Origin of the sequence: Amycolatopsis sp. NPDC048633 (assembly GCF_040650695.1) — a bacterium.
Lineage (GTDB): Bacteria > Actinomycetota > Actinomycetes > Mycobacteriales > Pseudonocardiaceae > Amycolatopsis.
Genome location: NZ_JBEZHS010000004.1, coordinates 395,044 through 411,497 on the forward strand (window position 1 = coordinate 395,044; position 16,454 = coordinate 411,497).

Annotated in this window: 17 protein-coding genes; 9 read left to right on the top strand and 8 right to left on the bottom strand. The window is 70.7% G+C overall.

Translation table 11 applies throughout. The features are described from left to right. Window positions 1-165: 165 nt before the first annotated feature. From AB0C38_RS12440 to AB0C38_RS12450, 3 genes are read left to right on the top strand one after another with little or no spacing between them, the layout of a single operon-like run. Window positions 166-963: a heavy metal-binding domain-containing protein gene (locus AB0C38_RS12440; protein ID WP_360670883.1), complete on the top strand. Its 798-nt coding sequence runs from the start codon at window positions 166-168 to the stop codon at window positions 961-963. Between the two features lie 9 nt (window positions 964-972). Further along, entirely contained in the window at window positions 973-1,791 is an 819-nt protein-coding gene (locus AB0C38_RS12445) for a heavy metal-binding domain-containing protein (RefSeq protein WP_360670885.1), read from the top strand. After that, the gene (locus tag AB0C38_RS12450; protein ID WP_360670887.1) at window positions 1,791-2,192 is read left to right on the top strand and encodes a hypothetical protein; all 402 of its coding nucleotides are present in this window, start codon (window positions 1,791-1,793) and stop codon (window positions 2,190-2,192) included. The genes AB0C38_RS12445 and AB0C38_RS12450 overlap by 1 nt, the downstream gene beginning before the upstream one ends. Before the next feature lie 66 nt (window positions 2,193-2,258). Here the strand turns inward: AB0C38_RS12450 and AB0C38_RS12455 are convergent, their stop codons facing one another. Next, on the bottom strand, window positions 2,259-3,113 hold the full coding sequence (locus AB0C38_RS12455; RefSeq protein ID WP_360670890.1) for an alpha/beta fold hydrolase: 855 nt from the start codon (window positions 3,111-3,113) through the stop codon (window positions 2,259-2,261). Between the two features lie 76 nt (window positions 3,114-3,189). On the opposite strand from AB0C38_RS12455, the gene AB0C38_RS12460 reads away from it, so the two are divergent. After that, window positions 3,190-3,786, top strand: coding sequence for a CGNR zinc finger domain-containing protein (locus AB0C38_RS12460; protein ID WP_360670893.1), 597 nt, complete (start codon window positions 3,190-3,192; stop codon window positions 3,784-3,786). A gap of 194 nt (window positions 3,787-3,980) precedes the next feature. On the opposite strand, the gene AB0C38_RS12465 is transcribed toward AB0C38_RS12460, so the two are convergent. Next, window positions 3,981-4,817 (bottom strand): oxidoreductase, encoded by an 837-nt coding sequence (locus AB0C38_RS12465; protein WP_360670896.1) that lies wholly within the window; start codon window positions 4,815-4,817, stop codon window positions 3,981-3,983. A gap of 109 nt (window positions 4,818-4,926) precedes the next feature. On the opposite strand from AB0C38_RS12465, the gene AB0C38_RS12470 reads away from it, so the two are divergent. Continuing rightward, window positions 4,927-5,487, top strand: a complete 561-nt coding sequence (locus AB0C38_RS12470; protein WP_360670899.1) for a TetR family transcriptional regulator — start codon at window positions 4,927-4,929, stop codon at window positions 5,485-5,487. Between the two features lie 73 nt (window positions 5,488-5,560). After that, the gene (locus AB0C38_RS12475) at window positions 5,561-5,968 is read left to right on the top strand and encodes a VOC family protein (protein WP_360670901.1); all 408 of its coding nucleotides are present in this window, start codon (window positions 5,561-5,563) and stop codon (window positions 5,966-5,968) included. Between the two features lie 313 nt (window positions 5,969-6,281). Here the strand turns inward: AB0C38_RS12475 and AB0C38_RS12480 are convergent, their stop codons facing one another. The 4 genes from AB0C38_RS12480 to AB0C38_RS12495 all read right to left on the bottom strand — a co-directional run bounded on the left by AB0C38_RS12480 (window position 6,282) and on the right by AB0C38_RS12495 (window position 9,968). Continuing rightward, entirely contained in the window at window positions 6,282-7,037 is a 756-nt protein-coding gene (locus tag AB0C38_RS12480) for an SDR family oxidoreductase (protein ID WP_360670904.1), read from the bottom strand. 64 nt (window positions 7,038-7,101) lie between these two features. Next, the gene (locus tag AB0C38_RS12485) at window positions 7,102-7,932 is read right to left on the bottom strand and encodes a hypothetical protein (protein ID WP_360670906.1); all 831 of its coding nucleotides are present in this window, start codon (window positions 7,930-7,932) and stop codon (window positions 7,102-7,104) included. A gap of 10 nt (window positions 7,933-7,942) precedes the next feature. Beyond that, on the bottom strand, window positions 7,943-9,148 hold the full coding sequence (locus AB0C38_RS12490) for a cytochrome P450 (protein ID WP_360670909.1): 1,206 nt from the start codon (window positions 9,146-9,148) through the stop codon (window positions 7,943-7,945). A gap of 97 nt (window positions 9,149-9,245) precedes the next feature. Next, on the bottom strand, window positions 9,246-9,968 hold the full coding sequence (locus tag AB0C38_RS12495) for an SDR family oxidoreductase (RefSeq protein WP_360670912.1): 723 nt from the start codon (window positions 9,966-9,968) through the stop codon (window positions 9,246-9,248). A 172-nt stretch (window positions 9,969-10,140) separates the two neighbouring features. Here AB0C38_RS12495 and AB0C38_RS12500 point away from each other — a divergent pair, with 172 nt between their 5' ends. Beyond that, window positions 10,141-11,721, top strand: coding sequence for a discoidin domain-containing protein (locus AB0C38_RS12500; protein ID WP_360670914.1), 1,581 nt, complete (start codon window positions 10,141-10,143; stop codon window positions 11,719-11,721). A gap of 75 nt (window positions 11,722-11,796) precedes the next feature. Further along, the gene (locus AB0C38_RS12505) at window positions 11,797-12,420 is read left to right on the top strand and encodes a class I SAM-dependent methyltransferase (RefSeq protein WP_360670917.1); all 624 of its coding nucleotides are present in this window, start codon (window positions 11,797-11,799) and stop codon (window positions 12,418-12,420) included. A 67-nt stretch (window positions 12,421-12,487) separates the two neighbouring features. Here AB0C38_RS12505 and AB0C38_RS12510 read toward each other — a convergent pair whose 3' ends face one another. Both AB0C38_RS12510 and AB0C38_RS12515 read right to left on the bottom strand, forming a co-directional pair. After that, window positions 12,488-13,504, bottom strand: coding sequence for a S1 family peptidase (locus tag AB0C38_RS12510; RefSeq protein ID WP_360670920.1), 1,017 nt, complete (start codon window positions 13,502-13,504; stop codon window positions 12,488-12,490). 152 nt (window positions 13,505-13,656) lie between these two features. Continuing rightward, window positions 13,657-13,950, bottom strand: coding sequence for a GNAT family N-acetyltransferase (locus tag AB0C38_RS12515; RefSeq protein ID WP_360670923.1), 294 nt, complete (start codon window positions 13,948-13,950; stop codon window positions 13,657-13,659). A 202-nt stretch (window positions 13,951-14,152) separates the two neighbouring features. Between AB0C38_RS12515 and AB0C38_RS12520 the strand changes: the two genes are divergently transcribed. Beyond that, window positions 14,153-16,318, top strand: coding sequence for a germacradienol/geosmin synthase (locus AB0C38_RS12520; protein WP_360670999.1), 2,166 nt, complete (start codon window positions 14,153-14,155; stop codon window positions 16,316-16,318). Window positions 16,319-16,454 lie beyond the last annotated feature (136 nt).

The window sequence follows — 16,454 nt, forward strand, 5'->3', positions numbered from 1 at the left end:
CGCATCACCGCGCGTTGATCCGCGCCACGTCGCCGCGTCCGGTCCGCCTTGCGCCCCTTGCGACCGGACCTTCCGGACATACCCGTTGATCACCCCGCGCGCACCTCCTGCCCGCGCGGATCCGTGCCACGATGGGGACGAGAGCCGGTCGAAGGAGGTCAGCCAGTGCCCGAATGGGACGGTCGTGGCCTGCCGCCCGTCGCGCGGGCTCGTGTCGAGCGCTATGCCGCGTCCGGGCTGAAGACGTCGCTGCTCAGCGTGCCCGGTGCCGTCGGCGCCGGAGCGGCCGGCTTCACCCCCGTCGGCGAGGTCATGGGGTGCGTCGTGCAGCAGGTCGGCTGGACCTCGCTGGGCCAGTGGGCCGCCGACCAGGTCCGGCAGATGGCGGACATGCTCCGCCAGGGCTACGCGACCGCGCTGGACCGGCTCGGCCAGGAAGCGACCGCGCTGGGCGCCGACGGCGTCCTCGACATCCGGTTCACGATCACCCCGCTCGACGGCGTGGCGCAGGAGTTCGTCGCCCTCGGCACGGCCGTGCGCGCCGAAACCACGCAACGGCCGCGGCGGCTGTTCACCACCGACCTGCCGGGCCAGGACGTCGGCAAGCTGATGCAGGCCGGGTGGGTGCCGGTGCGCGTCGCGGTCGGCGTCGCCGCGCGCGGCGAGTTCGACTACAACATGCAGTACCAGACCAGCAACTGGGCCGGGAACACCGAAGTCGACGCACCGACGAGAGTCGTCAACGAGGTCCGGGCCGCGGCCCGGGCGGAGTTCGCCCGCGCGATCCGCGACAGCGGCGCCGACGGCGGCATCGTCTCCGACATGCGGCTGCGGACGTGGCCGGTGCAGGAGCTCGCGGTCGTCGGCATCGCCAGCGTGACCGGCACCGCGATCGCCCGCTTCCACACCGGGCGCGCCGCCCCGACCAGCGCGCTCAAGATCCTGCCGTTGAACCGTTCCTGAGGAGGCTCAGTGACCACCGCGGACCCCTCCGCGCAGCACATCCCCGAGGATGCGATGCGCCGGCTCGCCGAGATGCGACCTGGCCAGAAGACCAGCCTGTTCACGTCCGACCTGAGCGTCAACGAGTTCCTCCTGGTGCGCGAAGCCGGGTTCCGGCCGCTCGGGCTGGTGCTCGGCTCGAGCATCTACCACGTCGGGTTCCAGATGGGACGGTGGAACAAGAACCAGGAGCTGGACAGGCTTTCGCAGGCGATGTACCACGCCCGCGAGCTCGCGATGTCCCGGATGGAGGCGGAGGCGGACGTCCTCGGCGCCGACGGCATCGTCGCGGTCCGCCTGGAGATCGAGTTCAAGGAGTTCGGCAGCGACCTCGCCGAGTTCATCGCCGTCGGCACCGCGGTGAAGGCCGACGAACCCGGCGAATGGCGCAACAACACCGGGAAGCCGTTCACCTCGGACCTGTCCGGCCAGGACTTCTGGACGCTGGTGCAGGCCGGCTACGCGCCGCTGGGCATGGTGATGGGCACCTGCGTCTACCACATCGCGCACCAGCGGTTCCGGCAGATGATGGGCAACATCGGCCAGAACGTCGAGATCCCGCAGTACACCGAGGCGTTGTACGACGCGCGCGAGCTCGCGATGTCGCGGATGCAGACCGAAGCCGAACAGCTGGAGGCGGAGGGCATCGTCGGGGTGCAGCTGCTGTCGCTGCCGCACCGCTGGGGCGGCCACACGACGGAGTTCTTCGCGATCGGCACGGCGGTGAAGCCATTGCGCGCCGACCACCACATCGCCAAGCCGCAGCTCGTGCTGCCCCTGACCGACTGATGGGCAGCGAGCTGGACTTCCACCTGCTGGTGGCGGCTCTGCGTACGGACCGCGCGGATGTCGAGTCGTACCACCGGGTCCTGTCCGAGACGCTGGGCAACGCGCTGCCGGCGGGCATGGTCGAGGTCGACCGGCGACGCACGTTCGCCGACCGCGTCGCGGGCCGCGACGGCCAGGCGGTCGCGGTGCGCGTGAACACCCCGGACCGGGTGCTGGTGCTGAGCACGGGCAAGCACGGCGGGGTCGCGGCGGAGATCCACCAGGTCGTCCGGGGCGTGGTGATCAGCCGCAAGGAGACCGCGGTCGACGACTGGCTCGCGGCGCTGGCGCAGGCGCTGACCACGTTGGCGTCGAAGGACGCGAGAGCACGGGATGCGCTCTCGCGTCTCCTCGGCGGCTAGCTCGCCGTCACCCGCAGGATCTTGTTCGCCGGCCGCGTGCCGCGCCGGCAAGCCACGTACAGGATTTCAGTGCGTCAACACCCTCCCGAGGAATCCGCGGACATACCCGGCGATGGCGTCCTGGTGGGTTTCGAGCGCGAAGTGGCCTGAGTCGAGCAGGTGGATCTCGGCGTCGGGCAGGTCGCGGGCGTAGGCGCGGGCGCCGTCGGCGATGAAGATGCCGTCGTTGGCTCCCCAGACGGCCAGCACCGGGACCTGGCTCGTCCGGAAGTACTCGTGGAACTTCGGGTACAGGCCGATGTTGTGGTGGTAGTCCGCGAGCAGCGCCATCTGGATTTCGGCGCCGCCCGGCCGGTCGAGCAGGGCCTGGTCGTGGATCCAGACGTCCGGGCTGACCAGCTCCGGGTCGGGCACGCCGTCGAGGTACTGCGCCTTGGTCATTTCGAGGCTGACCATGCCGCGCAGGTCCTCCTCGGTCAGCGTGCCGGCCGCGAGCCGCTGCGGCAGCCCGGCGCCCAAGCCGTCGACGTAGGCGTTGCCGTTCTGCGTGACGATCGCGGTGACCCGCTCCGGGTTCCCGGCCGCGATGCGCAGGCCGACCGGGGCGCCGAAGTCCTGGATGTAGAGCGCGAAGCGGTCCAGGCCGATCTCGTCGAGCAGGCCGAGGGTGAGCTCGGCGAGGGCGTCGAAGGTGTAGGCGAACTCGTCCACCGACGGCGCGTCCGACGCGCCCGCACCCAGGTAGTCGGGCGCGACGACGTGGTAGCGGTCGGCCAGCGCCGGGATGAGGTGCCGGTACATGTGCGAGCTCGTCGGAAACCCGTGGAGCAGCACGATCGTGGGCGCGTCGGCGGGCCCGGCCTCCCGGTAGAACAGCCGGCGCCCGGCAACGGTGGCGAAGCGGTGATACACGGCGACCATGGGGTCACTCCTCACATCTCATGGATACTTAGTCATTTATCCATGAGATGACGTAGGCTGTCAACGGGTCGGGAGAATGAAGGACGAACTTCGGGAGGCGAACGTGGTCATTGCGGCACCCGGCGAAGAGCGCTCACCCGCGCTGGCGCTGGTCAACACCCGCAGGCTCGGCGCGGGCGGCGAGGTCGACGACCTGGCCGAGCCGCGCGCCACCACCGAGTGGCTGCGTCGGCACGAGCTCCCGACCGCCTCGCTCGACGCCGGCGAACTGAGCCGCGTCACGGACCTCCGCGCGGCCGTCCGCGAGCTGCTGGCCGCGCTGGCGGAGGACCGCTCACCGGACGTGGCCGCGGTGGAGACGGTGAACGCGGCCGCCCGCTCCGACGCCGCCGCACCCCAGCTCACCTGGCCGTCGGGACCCCACCGTGAGTGGCGCAGTACCACCCCGGGCAGCCTCGAGGAGACCCTGGCCGCACTGGCCCGCGACGCGATCGACGTGGTCACCGGCGACCTCGCCCACCTGGTGCGCCCTTGCGAGGCCCACGGCTGCGTGCGGTTCTTCTTCCGCGAGCACGCCCGCCGCCGCTGGTGCTCGACAACCTGCGGCGACCGCGTGCGCGCGGCCCGGCACCAGCGGTTGGTGGTCGAGCAACGGGATTCGCCCCAGGGCTAGGGAGTCACCCCGACGAGGTTGCCCCTTGGCGCGCGCCCGGCAAGGTCACCGTCAGGGTCGACGCTCGGCCGAACGCCGCAACCCGGTGCGCGCTGCCGCGCCCAGCGATCCCCGCGCCACTCGACAGGCGATCCCGGCACCCTCCTTCGTCGGCGCCGCGCACCAAGCCGTCTCGGGTCACCAGCCGACCGTTGTCACTCCGCAGCGAACACGGCCGATCGGCTCACCTCCGCCCATTCCTCCACCTCGGCTCCGCGCGCACGGTCCGACCGCCGGACCGCCTCGACCGCGTCCGCGCCGAGCAGCAGGCGCAGCGGTGGCGCGTCCGACCGGACCACGTCGGCGAGGATGCGGGCTCCCCGGGCCGGGTCGCCTGCTTGCTTGCCGTCGGTCGCGTCGCGGAGGCGGTGCATCTCCCCCACCGAGGCGTCGTACTCCGGGCGGACCGGTGCACGCTCCATCGAGGCGCCCTGCCAGTCCGTGCGGAACGCGCCCGGCTCGACGATCGTGACCTTGACGCCGAACGGCTTCACCTCCGCGTTGAGCACCTCGGAGAAGCCCTCCACCGCGAACTTCGCCGCCTGGTAGGCACCCAGCCCCGGCGACCCGCCGACCCGGCCGCCGACCGACGAGAACTGCAGGAAGTGCCCCGAGCCCTGCTCGCGGAACACCGGCAGAGCCGCGCGCGTGACGTTGACGACGCCGAAGAAGTTGGCCTCGACCTGCGCCCGGAAGTCGTCCTCCGCCATGTCCTCGATCGGTGCGCTGTTCGCGTAACCGGCGTTGTTGGCCACGACGTCGAGCCCCCCGAACTCGCGCACGGCGAAGGCCACGGCCTCCCGCGCGGCCACGGGGTCCGTCACGTCCAACGCGAACACACGGATCTGGTCACCGTGCTCGGCCACCAAGTCCTTCAGCTGCTCCGGCCGGCGCGCGGTGGCGACCACCCGGTCGCCATCCTCGAGCGCGACCCGGGCCAGCTCCCGCCCGAACCCGCGGGAACTGCCGGTGATCAGCCAAGTCCTGCCCATGATGCCTCTCCTCGCTCACCCGACCGGCTAACCAACCGGTTGGTTGCTTCCAGAAAACACCTGCCGGGCGAGTTTGTCAACCAACCAGTTAGTTGCTAGAGTGGGCGACATGAGAAACGCGGCGGAGACGCAGCGGCGACTGCTCGCCGCCGCCACGGAGGAGTTCGCGGAACGGGGCATCGCAGGCGCCCGCGTGGACCGGATCGCGGACGCCGCCGGATGCAACAAGGCGATGCTCTACAAGTACTTCTCCAACAAGGACAGCCTGTTCGACACAGTCTTCGGCGAGTCGGTCGGCAAGTTCGTCCTCGAGGTCCCGATCGACACCGACGACCTGCCGGGCTACGCCGGGCTGCTCTTCGACCGGTACGAAGAGCAGCCGGAGACGCTGCGGCTGGCGGTCTGGCACCGGCTGGAACGACCCGACGGCAAGTGGGTCACCGAAATCGTGCTGGCCAACGAAATCCGGCTGAACGACCTGAAGCGAGCACAGAACGAAGGGAGACTGTCCAAGCACTACACACCCATGGAGCTGCTGGTGCTGATCCAGTCGATCTCGACGGCGTGGGCAACGACCAATTCGGAACTCGGCGTGCACACCACCCTCTCCCGCGAGCAACGGCGGGAGCTCGTGGTGGACGCGGTCCGGCGGCTGATCGCGGAGGATTGACGAGCGGGTACGCGAACAGCCTCGGCACGGGTAGCGTGTGCTCCGCCGAGCCTGGCCGACGGAAGGACGCGCGATGGAGTGGACGCTCGAAGTGGTCGTGGTGCCGGTGTCCGATGTGGACCGCGCGAAGGCCTTCTACGCCGACCAGCTCGGATTCAAGCTCGACCACGACACGGCGCCCGCCGACGGCGTCCGGATCGTGCAGCTGACTCCGCCGGGCTCGGGCTGCTCGGTGGTGTTCGGCCGGGGCGCCGTGCCGGACATGCCACCGGGTTCGCTCAAGGGCCTGCAGCTGGTGGTCAACGACCTGCCGAAGGCGCACGCGATGCTCACCGAGCGCGGCGTCGAGGTCACCGAGATCCAGGTCCACGGCATGGGCGACTGGGACGGTGAAGCGGACTTGAACAACGTGGGTTTCGTGCACTTCGCCGACCCCGACGGCAACGGGTGGACGGTGCAGCAAATCACGTCGCGCCGGTGAGCCGGCGCGATCGCTGACTTGCGGCCGCCAGTGGCGCGGGTAGGTGACGACCGGCGTTCGGTTTCGCCTACGCGGGCCGGCCGGGGCCGGAGATCGGCTGCGGATCGGCGACCTGGCGGTGGCATCGGTCGACGCCGACAGCCGCGATCCGCGCCGCGCGGCGACTGCGCGCCAGCGAACCCCGGGTGCGCCGGCAAGCCAGGTGCCGCCGGCAGACCCCGGGGGCGGCGGCAAGCCAGATGCGGCGGCAAACCGGGGCGCAGTGAACCGGCGCGAAGTGACCGCGCTCCCCGGCTCGCCGCCGGGGCCGCTGCTAATCCACTAGTGCGCCGCAGCTGATGTTGACCGTTGAGGCCGTCATGGTGCGGGCTCGGTCCGATGCCACGAATGCTGCCACCGCACCTACGTCCGCGAGGGTTGCCGCTCGGCCGAGCATCGTCTTGCCCGCGATGTTCTCCTCCAGCTCCTCGCGGCCCCGGAAGTCCGCCGGGAGGGTCTCCGGGATGCCGCCCGTCCGGAGCGTCACCGCCCGCACCCCCTGCCCGCCCAGCTCGGCGGCTAGCTGGCGGCGCATCGCCTCGAGCGCGTGGAACGCCACCTGCAGCCCGCCCACCGAGAACTCGCGTACCGGTTCGCCCGCGCCGCCGAAGAAGAGGAGTACTCCCGCCCCTTTTTTCACCATGTGGCGGGCCGCCGCTCGGGTCGTCAGGAACTGGGTTCGGACCGCCGTCAGGACCGGGCGCTCGTAGTCGGCCAGGGTCATGTCGATCAACGGCGTGCCCTGGACGTCGCCGTGGGAAATGAGGTTGAACGAAATGTCCACGCCGCCCTGGGCCGCTACCGCGTCGGCGTGGTCGTCGACCGAACGCGAGTCCAGGGCGTCCACCTCCGCCACCTCGGCCGATCCGCCCGCCGCGTGGATGCGCGCCGCGACCTCCTCCAGCCGCGCGCGGGTGCGGCCCGCGAGGAAGACCCGAGCGCCTTCCTCGGCGAAAGCGCTGGCCACGGCCGTGCCGATGCGGCCTCCGCCGCCGTAGACGATCGCGTTCTTGCCGGCGAGCAATGTCATGGGTCCCTCCGATGTCCGGGTGCGTTCACCCGTGCGTCGAACGGGACCGGCCGGGATCGACACCTCAGGGCCGGGGCACGCCCATCGGGTTCGGGACCGGGACCACCCCCGCGTCGATCACCGCCCGGCTCAACGGGACCGCCAGCTCCAGCAGCCGGGACAAGTCCACTGCCTTGACCGGCGCCTCCGCCAGGCGGTCCGTGTCCTCCTCGATCCGGCGCCGCATCGCCGCGCCGGCCGGGGTCAGGCGGCCGGCAGAATCGAGCAGGCCGCGGGCCACCAAGCGAGAAACCGCCGAAGCCCAGTCCGCGTCGGACCAGCCTCGGTGGGGCTGGACGTCGCCGCGGGCGAGCACGCCGTCGCCGATGTGCGTCAGCGTGGTCTCCAGGCCCGTCAGGCCCGCGTGGACCGCCGCCAGGACGTGACCGTCGCCGCGGTGCTCGCGCAGCACCGTCGCCGCCAGCCACAGGCGGCCGAGCACGCTCGCCGGCCGTGGCACCGCGGACCAGGCCGCCGCCAGCGGGCGTCCGTCGAACCGACACGCGGAAACAGCCTGCTCCAGCAGCGAAGCGAGTTCCTCGTAGGAACCCGAAACGCGCGAAAGAGCGGCTTCGACGGACGAAAGCCGGGCACTGAGCACGTCCGCTGGGGATGCGAAAGACCACGCGTCCGGCAGCGCCCGCTCCACCATGGCCGGGGCGAAGCCGAACAACATCGACGTCGCCGCCGCGGGGTCGATCGGGCCCAGCGGCGCGAGGCGGCCCGCGAAGTACCCCATCCAGTACCCCCGCAGGCCGGCCTCCTTCGCCGCCGCAGCCGTCTCGGGCGCGAAGTAGACGACCGCGTGCAGCGGCTCCACGGCTGCCCACAACTGCCGGGCCGGTGATGCTGTCATGCCGCCATTCTCACCCCCAGGCGACCGGCAGCTCCCGCACCCCGTAGACCAGCGTGTTGTGCTTGTACACCAACGACTCCCGCGGCACCGCCAGCCGCAGGTCCGGCACCCGGCGGAACAGCCGCGTCAACGCCTCCTGCAGCTCGACGCGGGCCAGCTGCTGGCCGATGCACTGGTGCGCGCCGAACCCGAACGCGACGTGCGTGCGGGGCGACTCCCGGTGGAAGTCGAGCTTGTCGCCGCCGGGGAACAGCTCTTCGTCGCGGTTGGCCGAGTTCAGGGCCGCCACCAGCCACTCCCCCGCCTTGACCGAGCGCGAGCCGACCTGGACGTCGGAGGTCGCGTAGCGCAGCACGCCGAACTGGACGACCGACAGGTACCGCAGCAGCTCCTCGACCGCCCGCTCCGGCGCGGCGAGCACGACGTCGCGCTCGGCCGGGTTCTCCAGCAGCGCCAGCGTGCTGAGCGCGATCATGTTCGCCGTCGTCTCGTGGCCGGCCACCAGGAGGCTCAGCCCGAGCACGACCAGCTCCTCCATCGTGAGCGGGTCGCCGGAGGCGATACCGCGGGCGATCAGCCTGCTGAACAGGTCGTCCTGCGGGTTCCGCTGCTTTTCGGCGAACAGTTCCGCCAGGAAGCCGGAAAGTTCGTCGTACGCCTGCTTCCCCTCTTCGGGCGTGGCGTCGGTGCTGACCAAGAAGCCGCTCTGCCGCTGGAACCGCGAACGGTCCGCGTACGGGACGCCCAGCAGCTCGCAGATCACCAGCGACGGGATCGGCAACGCGAAGTCCCGCACCAGGTCGGCGTCACCGGGCCGGGCGAGCATCGCGTCGAGGTGGCTCTCGACCAGTTCCTGGACGTACCCGCGCATCGCCTCCACGCGCCGCACGGTGAACTCCGCGATCACCATCTTCCGGATGCGCGAATGGCCGGCGCCGTCGAGCTGGATGATCGACCCCGGACTGACTTCGATGTCGAGCTCGGCGTCGGGCTTGACGTGCACCGAGGACGCGCCGCGCGAGCTCATCGTGCGGTCGGCGAGCACCGCGCGGACGTCGCTGTACCGCGTCACCAGCCAGGCGTCCATGCCGGCCGGGCAGCGCACCTGCGACGTCGGCGCGGTTTCCCGCAGCGCGGCGTAGTTTTCGGGCGGGTCGAACGGGCATCCGGCCGGTCGTGCCGTGGGGAGGGCCGGGGTTTCGGATGTCGCCGTCACGGCGGATCACACCTCTCTGCCGGTGGTTCGGACACTTCCACCATGGAGAGAACCGGCGCCGTCGTGGGACGTTCGACCCACTTCCGACCCGGATGGCCTAGCGAGCGCCGTACGCGCCGCCGTTCACGTGCACGACCTGCCCGGTGACGTGCCCCGCGCCCGGAGAAGCCAGGAACAGCACGGTTTCCGCGACCTCGTCCGGCGTCCCGGCGCGCTTGTTGAGCGCCACGGAGATCCGGGAGCTGAGCCATTCTTCGGTGAGCGTGCCGTGGAAGAACTCCGTGTCGAGGATGACACCGGGCGCCACGACGTTGGCCGAGCCCGACGCGCCGAGCTGCCGCGCGAGGTCGGTGTTCCACGCCTCGATCGCCGCCTTCGCCGCGCCGTAGGAGCCGGAGCCCTGCTTCGCCGCGACAGAGCCGAGAGTCACGACGCGCACGTTGTCCGCGAAGCGCGGCTTCAACGCAGTCGTCACGAGAACGGCGGAGACGACGTTCGCATCGAAGTTCGCCCGCCACGCGTCCGCCACTCCGGCAAGGTCTGTCGGCGCTTCCCGGACGCGATCGGTGTTGCCGCCCGCGTTGTTGACCAGTACGTCGACCCGCGAAGGCAGTTCCGCCAGCGCGGCCTGCACCGCCGAAGGATCGCTCGCGTCGAACGCCACTGCCCGCGCGCCGATCCGTTCCGCGGCTGCCTCCAGCACGTCCTTGCGCCGCCCGGTGACGGTGACCCGTTCGCCCGCCGCCGCGAACCGGGCGGCGATCGCCAGCCCGATGCCCGTGCCGCCGCCGGTGACCACGACTTCTCGCTGTTCGCTCATGGCGCCATCTTCGCCGAGGAAAGCCCGCACCCGCTCGACTTTCCCGCCGACCGGGACACGGACCCGATTTGTTAGGAAACTTTACGAACAAGTCTTGACGGCGAGCCGCCGCCCGGCGAACCTGAACCCACGCCGCACGTCATCGTCCGCCCCACCCCCTTCCGGAGGCAGCATGACCCGGCGCGCTTTCGTGCTCGTCATGACCCTGTTCCTCGCTCTGACCTCGGCGCTCATCGGCGCGAGCCCGGCGAGCGCGGCCACCACGCAGCCCACCTTCCTCACCTTCTACGGCTGGTGGGACAACACCCCGCCCGGCGGCAACATCGCCTACCCGCAGATCCACGACACCGCGGGCGGCAAGGGCAGCTACGCCGACCCGATCACCTTCGCCACCAGCAGCGACGAGCTGGCGCCCGGCACCAAGGTCTGGGTGCCGCGGGTGAAGAAGTACTTCATCATGGAGGACGGCTGCGACGAGTGTTCCGACGACTGGAACAGCGAGGGCCCGAACGGCGGCCCCGGCCTGCGCCACATCGACCTCTGGCTCGGCGGCAAGGGCGGCAGCGCCTTCGACGCGATCGACTGCGAAGACGCGCTCACGCACTACAACGCCGACAACACGCCGGTCATGGAGCCGGTGGTCGTCGACCCGCCGTCGAACGAGCCCTACGACGCGACGCCGATCTTCGACACCAGCACCGGTGAGTGCTGGGGCGGCGCGCAGCCGAACACCACCGTCGGCCAGTACCGCAACGACTCCACCAGCACGTGCCTCGAAGCCCCGAGCTCCGGCACCACGCTGAAAGTGGCCGCCTGCACCGGAAGTGACGCCCAGCGCTTCACCTTCCACGGCGCTTTTCTGGTGATCGACGACAAGTGCGCGGGCATCTCCGGCAGCTCGATCGTGCTGCAGACGTGTACCGGCGGCCCGGCGCAACAGTGGTCGATCAACCCCGACGGCACCATTTCCGACATCCAGACGAGCAAGAAGTGCTTCCGCGCTTCGGGTACGACCCTCACCGCGGGCAGTTGCTCCGGCACCCAGGCCCGCTGGACGTTCACCGCGGCCGGCGGCACTTCGAGCCTGAGCGTGACGCCGTCGGCGGTTTCGGTCGCGCCGGGCGCTTCGGCGACGGCCACCGTCACTTCCACGGACGCCGTCACGCTGTCCGCGAGCGGCGCTCCCGCGGGCGTGACCGTCGCCTTCTCCCCGGCGTCGGTGCCGGCCGGCGGAACCTCGGCCGTCACGGTCACCGCCGCCGCGACCGCGAACCCGGGCTCGGCGACGATCACCCTCACCGGCGGGACGAAGACGGCGTCGCTGGGCGTCACGGTCACGGGCGGCGGCGGTACGGAAACGCTGCTCTCCCAGGGCAAGACCGCGACGGCGTCGTCGGCGGAGTCGTCGTCCTACCCGGCGGGCGCGGCCTTCGACGGCAACCTGACGAGCACCCGCTGGGCGTCCAAGGAAGGCTCCGCGAGCGAGTGGCTCCGCGTCGACCTCGGCGCCACCAAGCAGGTCTCGCACGTCAAGCTGAGCTGGGAAGCCGCGTACGGGAAGGCGTACAGCATCCAGACGTCGGCCGACGGCACGAACTGGACGACGATCTACAGCACCACGACCGGCAACGGCGCCACCGACGACCTCACCGGCCTGGCCGGGAGGGGCCGCTACGTGCGGATGAACGGCGTCACGCGCGGCACGGCGTACGGCTACTCGCTGTACGAGATGCAGGTGTACGGCACGGCCTGAGTTGCCGGATCGGCAACACGATTTGCCTTTTCGGTCACGTCCTCCGCATGCTGGGGACGTCACCGAGGAGGAGCCATGTCCCACACGCACGACCAGCCGATGACCGTCGAGAACATGCTCAAGCAGGAGTTCTGGGAGACGCTTTACCAGCGCGACGACCACCAGATCTGGAGCGGGAACGTCAACCGCAACCTCAGCTCCGAAGTCACCGGGCTGAAACCCGGGCGCGCGCTCGACCTCGGCTGCGGCGAGGGCGGAGACGCGATCTGGCTCGCGCAGCAGGGCTGGACGGTCGACGGTGCCGACATCTCGACCCTCGCCCTCGCCCGCGCGGAAGCCGCCGGCAAGGATCGGGGCGTGGACGTCCGGTGGCTGCACCGCGACATCCTCGGCTGGCAGCCCGAAGAGACCTACGACCTCATCTCGGCGCAGTACATGCACCTGCCGCCGGACCTGCGGCGCAAGGTCTTCACGGCGGCCGCGGCGGCCGTCCGGCCCGGCGGGTCGCTGCTGGTCGTCGGGCACTCGCCGAAGGCCATGCGCGAGTTCGACGGCCAGAAGCCGCCGGAGGAGCTGTTCTTCGAGCCGGAGGAGATCACGAACTTCCTCGGCGACGCCTGGGAGTGGGTCGTCGAGACGTGCGAGACGCGCGGCGAGGGCCACCACACCGACGCCGTCTACCGCGCGAAGCGCCTCTGAACAGCAGCGAGGGCCTCCTCACGCGCCCTCGACGCGTGTGAAGAGGCCCTCGCGGGTTCGTGAACTATCAGGCGAGCTCGAGACCGTAGTCCTGCAGCTCCAGGGTGAGCGGGTAGAAGTAGCTGGTCACGGTGTCGCCGCCGGACAGCGTGCCCAGGCCCTTCGAGCCGTCGTACGCCGGGCCACCCGAGTCACCGTGGTCGGTGTGCGCGGTGGTGCCGAACTCGTGGTTGAGGACGCCGACGTCGAAGTTGACCGACTCGTCGACCGAGGTGACCTCGCCGCTGCCGCCGCCGGTGGTCGAGCCCTGCTTCTCCATCTGCTCGCCGACCGTCGGGGTCGCCGCGCTGGTGATCGCCTGGCCGGTGTTGATCTCGCCGGGGCCGGTGCCGTTCGGGCGGGTCAGCAGACCGGAGTCGGCTCCCGGGCAGTCGCTTTCGACGACCTGCGCGCCGGAGACGTCGCCGCCGGCCCAGGTGCCGCCGAGGTTGGTGCAGTGGCCCGCGGTGAGCAGCATCGGCTCGCCGCCGCGCGTCACGTTGAAGCCGAGGGAGCAGCGGCCCTGGTCGTTCTGGATGGCGTCGCCGTCCTGGATGTACAGCTCCAGCTTGCCGGTGCGGTGCTCGACCCGGACGCTGTCGCCGTACTGGGCGGCGGCCGCGGTGACCTTGTCGGCGGAGTCCTTGCTGGCCGCGTCGTAGACCTTCACCACGACCTGGTTGGTCTTGGTGTCGATGCCCCACGCGGTCTGCGGGACGTTCTTCACCGCGTCCAGCTGGTTCTTGACGCCGGTCAGCGCGGCGAAGGTGTGGTTGACCTTCTTCGCGGTGAGGCCGGCGGCCTCGACCTTCTGCACCGACGCGTCGTCGGTGACGTTCACGACGGCTTTGCCGTTCTCCAGGTAGATGCCACCGGAGGTGGCACCCAGCGAGTCCGCGACCTGGGTCGCGTTGCTGATCGCGGCGGCTTGCACCTGAGCGAAGGCCAGTGGGGACGCAGTGGCCGCCGACGCGCACACGCCGGACGTCAGCGCGGCGGCCGACAAGACGGCGAAGGTCTTGAGGGCGGTTTTCCGGGGAGTCATCAACTTCCTCCAGGTTGCCGGTTCGAAGCCTGCGTCGGTCACTTTCGTTGCCGAGCAACCAACGCAACACCGACGAAGGTTGGTTAATAACCGGCAGATCCGGACATACCTCTCAAGTCAGACCAGTGACGCTGCCTCGTTCGGCGTAACACTCACCCTTTCGGCCAGCGAACGTGGTCCTCGTAGCCCGGATTCTTCTTCAGATATCCGGCGATGAAGGGGCAGACCGGCACGATCGTCCGGCCCTGCGCGACGACGTCGTCGAGCGCGCCGGCGGCCAGGACCTTGCCCAGCCCCTGTCCCGCGAACGCGTCGTCGACTTCGGTGTGGGTGAACACCGTGAGCTCGCCCCGCCGGTCGTAGTACGCGGACCCCGCCAGCTTCTCCCCCGCCCAGACCTCGTAGCGGTTCTCGTCGGGGTTGTCGACCACTCGGGTCTCGGCCATCTGCTCTCCTCGGTCGGGTACGTCCCCCATCGTGCGACGGCGGACCGCCCGGTGCTGACCGGGTCGTGCCCGCCGCTGGGCCGCCCGGGGGATGCGTCCGGCCCGTTCGTGTGCATCCGGCCTGCTTCCCTTGGCGGGCACCGGCCTCGTTTGGTTGCCTCACGGGGTGCCTCAGCAGCCGTTCGTCCTCCCCGAGTTCTACATGCCCTACCCCGCACGGGTGAACCCGCACCTCGAGCAGGCCCGCGCGCACAGCAAGGCGTGGGCGTACGAGATGGACATGATCGACGTCCCGCAGCACGGCACCGTGATCTGGGACGAGCACGACCTCGACTCCCACGACTACGCGCTGCTCTGCGCCTACACCCACCCGGACGCCGGCGCCGGCGAGCTCGACCTGATCACCGACTGGTACGTCTGGGTCTTCTACTTCGACGACCACTTCCTCGAGCTCTACAAGCGCACCGGCGACATCGACAGCGCGCGCACCTACCTCGACCGGCTCGACCTCTTCATGCCCGCCGAAGGCGAGATCACCGCGACCCCGGAGAACCCGGTCGAGCGCGGCCTGACCGACCTGTGGAACCGGACCATCCCGCACCGCTCGGCCGGCTGGCGGCGCCGGTTCGTCGAGAGCACGAAGGCGCTGCTGGAAGAGTCGTTGTGGGAGCTGGCCAACATCAACGAGGGCCGCCTCTCCAACCCCATCGAGTACGTCGAGATGCGGCGGAAGGTCGGCGGCGCACCGTGGTCGGCGAACCTCGTCGAGCACTCGGTGCACGCCGAGGTGCCGGACGAGATCGCCGCGTCGCGCCCGATGGAGGTCCTGCGCGACTGCTTCGCCGACAGCGTGCACCTGCGCAACGACCTCTTCTCCTACCAGCGGGAGGTGCAGGACGAGGGCGAGCTGTCCAACGGCGTGCTCGTGTTCGAGAAGTTCCTCGGCCTCACCACGCAGGACGCGGCCGACGCCGTCAACGACCTGATCACCTCGCGGCTGCACCAGTTCGAGCACACCGCGCTCACCGAGGTGCCCGGGCTGTTCGACGAGCACGGCGTCGACCCGGCGGCCCGCGCGGCGACGTTCGCCTACGTCAAGGGCCTGCAGGACTGGCAGTCCGGCGGGCACGAGTGGCACCTGCGGTCCAGCCGGTACATGAACGAAGGCGCGCTCGCGAGCCGCGGCGGCCCGGAGCTGGGCGGCGCGACCGGCATCGGGACGTCCGCGGCGCGCATCTTCACCTCGGTGCTCGCGACGGCACCGCAGCGGCTGCGGGCGTTCTCGACCACGCCGTTCCGGACGGTTTCCCCGCCCCAGCCGTCGATCGCACTGCCGTTCCCGTTGCGGCTGAGCCCGCACCTGGACGCCTGCCGCCGACGGAACGTCGACTGGGCGCGGCGGACGGGCCTGCTCGACGGCGTGGTGTGGGACGAGCGGCGGCTGCGCGCGGCCGACCTGGCGCTGTGCGCGGCGGGCATCGACCCGGACGCGACGGCGGACGGCCTCGACGTCACCAGCGACTGGCTGACCTGGGGCACGTACGCCGACGACTACTACCCGATGCTGTTCGGCGCGACGCGCGACCTCGCCGGGGCGAAGGCGTGCAACCTGCGGTTGTCGTCGATCATGGAGGGGTCGGCCACGCCGACGACGCAGCTGGAAGTGGCGCTGGCCGACGTCTGGGCGCGGACGACGGCGGACATGCCCCCGGAGAACCGCCTCACGGTGCGGCGCGCGGTCGACAAGATGACGTCGAGCTGGCTCTGGGAGCTGGTGAACCAGGCCCAGAACCGCATCCCGGACCCGATCGACTACGTCGAGATGCGGCGCCGGACGTTCGGCTCGGACCTCACGATGAGCCTGTCGCGGTTCGGGCACGGCCGCGCGGTGCCGCCGTCGCTGTACCGGACGCGGCCGGTCCAGGCGATCGAGCACTCGGCGACCGACTACGCGTGCTTCGTGAACGACCTCTATTCGTACCGCAAGGAGATCCAGTACGAAGGCGAGCTGCACAACGCGGTCCTCGTGGTGCGGAACTTCCTCGACTGTCCGGAGGAGCGCGCGTTCGAGGTGGTGAACGACCTGATGGCGGCCCGCCTGGCGGAGTTCACGCACGCGGCGACCGTCGAGCTGCCCGCGCTGTTCCGCGACTACGACGTGGCCCCGGACGTGCAGGAGATGCTGCTGGGGTACGTCGAGGAGTTCCGGAACTGGATGGCGGGGATCGTGAACTGGCACGAGAACGTCGGGCGGTACACGGAGGCGGAGCTGCGGTACCACCCGATGGCCGCGAGTGCGTTCGGCGGGCCGACGGGGATCGGGACGTCGTCGCTGCGCATCTCGTCGCTGCTGCCCGCCGGTCGCTGAGGTGCGGGGATCCCCGACGCCGAAGCAGCTCGAAATCGCCCGGTTGCTCCGCACGGCCGGGCTGCCGGACGCGGCGGAGCAGGCCCTCCGCACGGACCTCCGCGCACGGTGGCGCCGAGCCCGCCGCCGCCTGCGC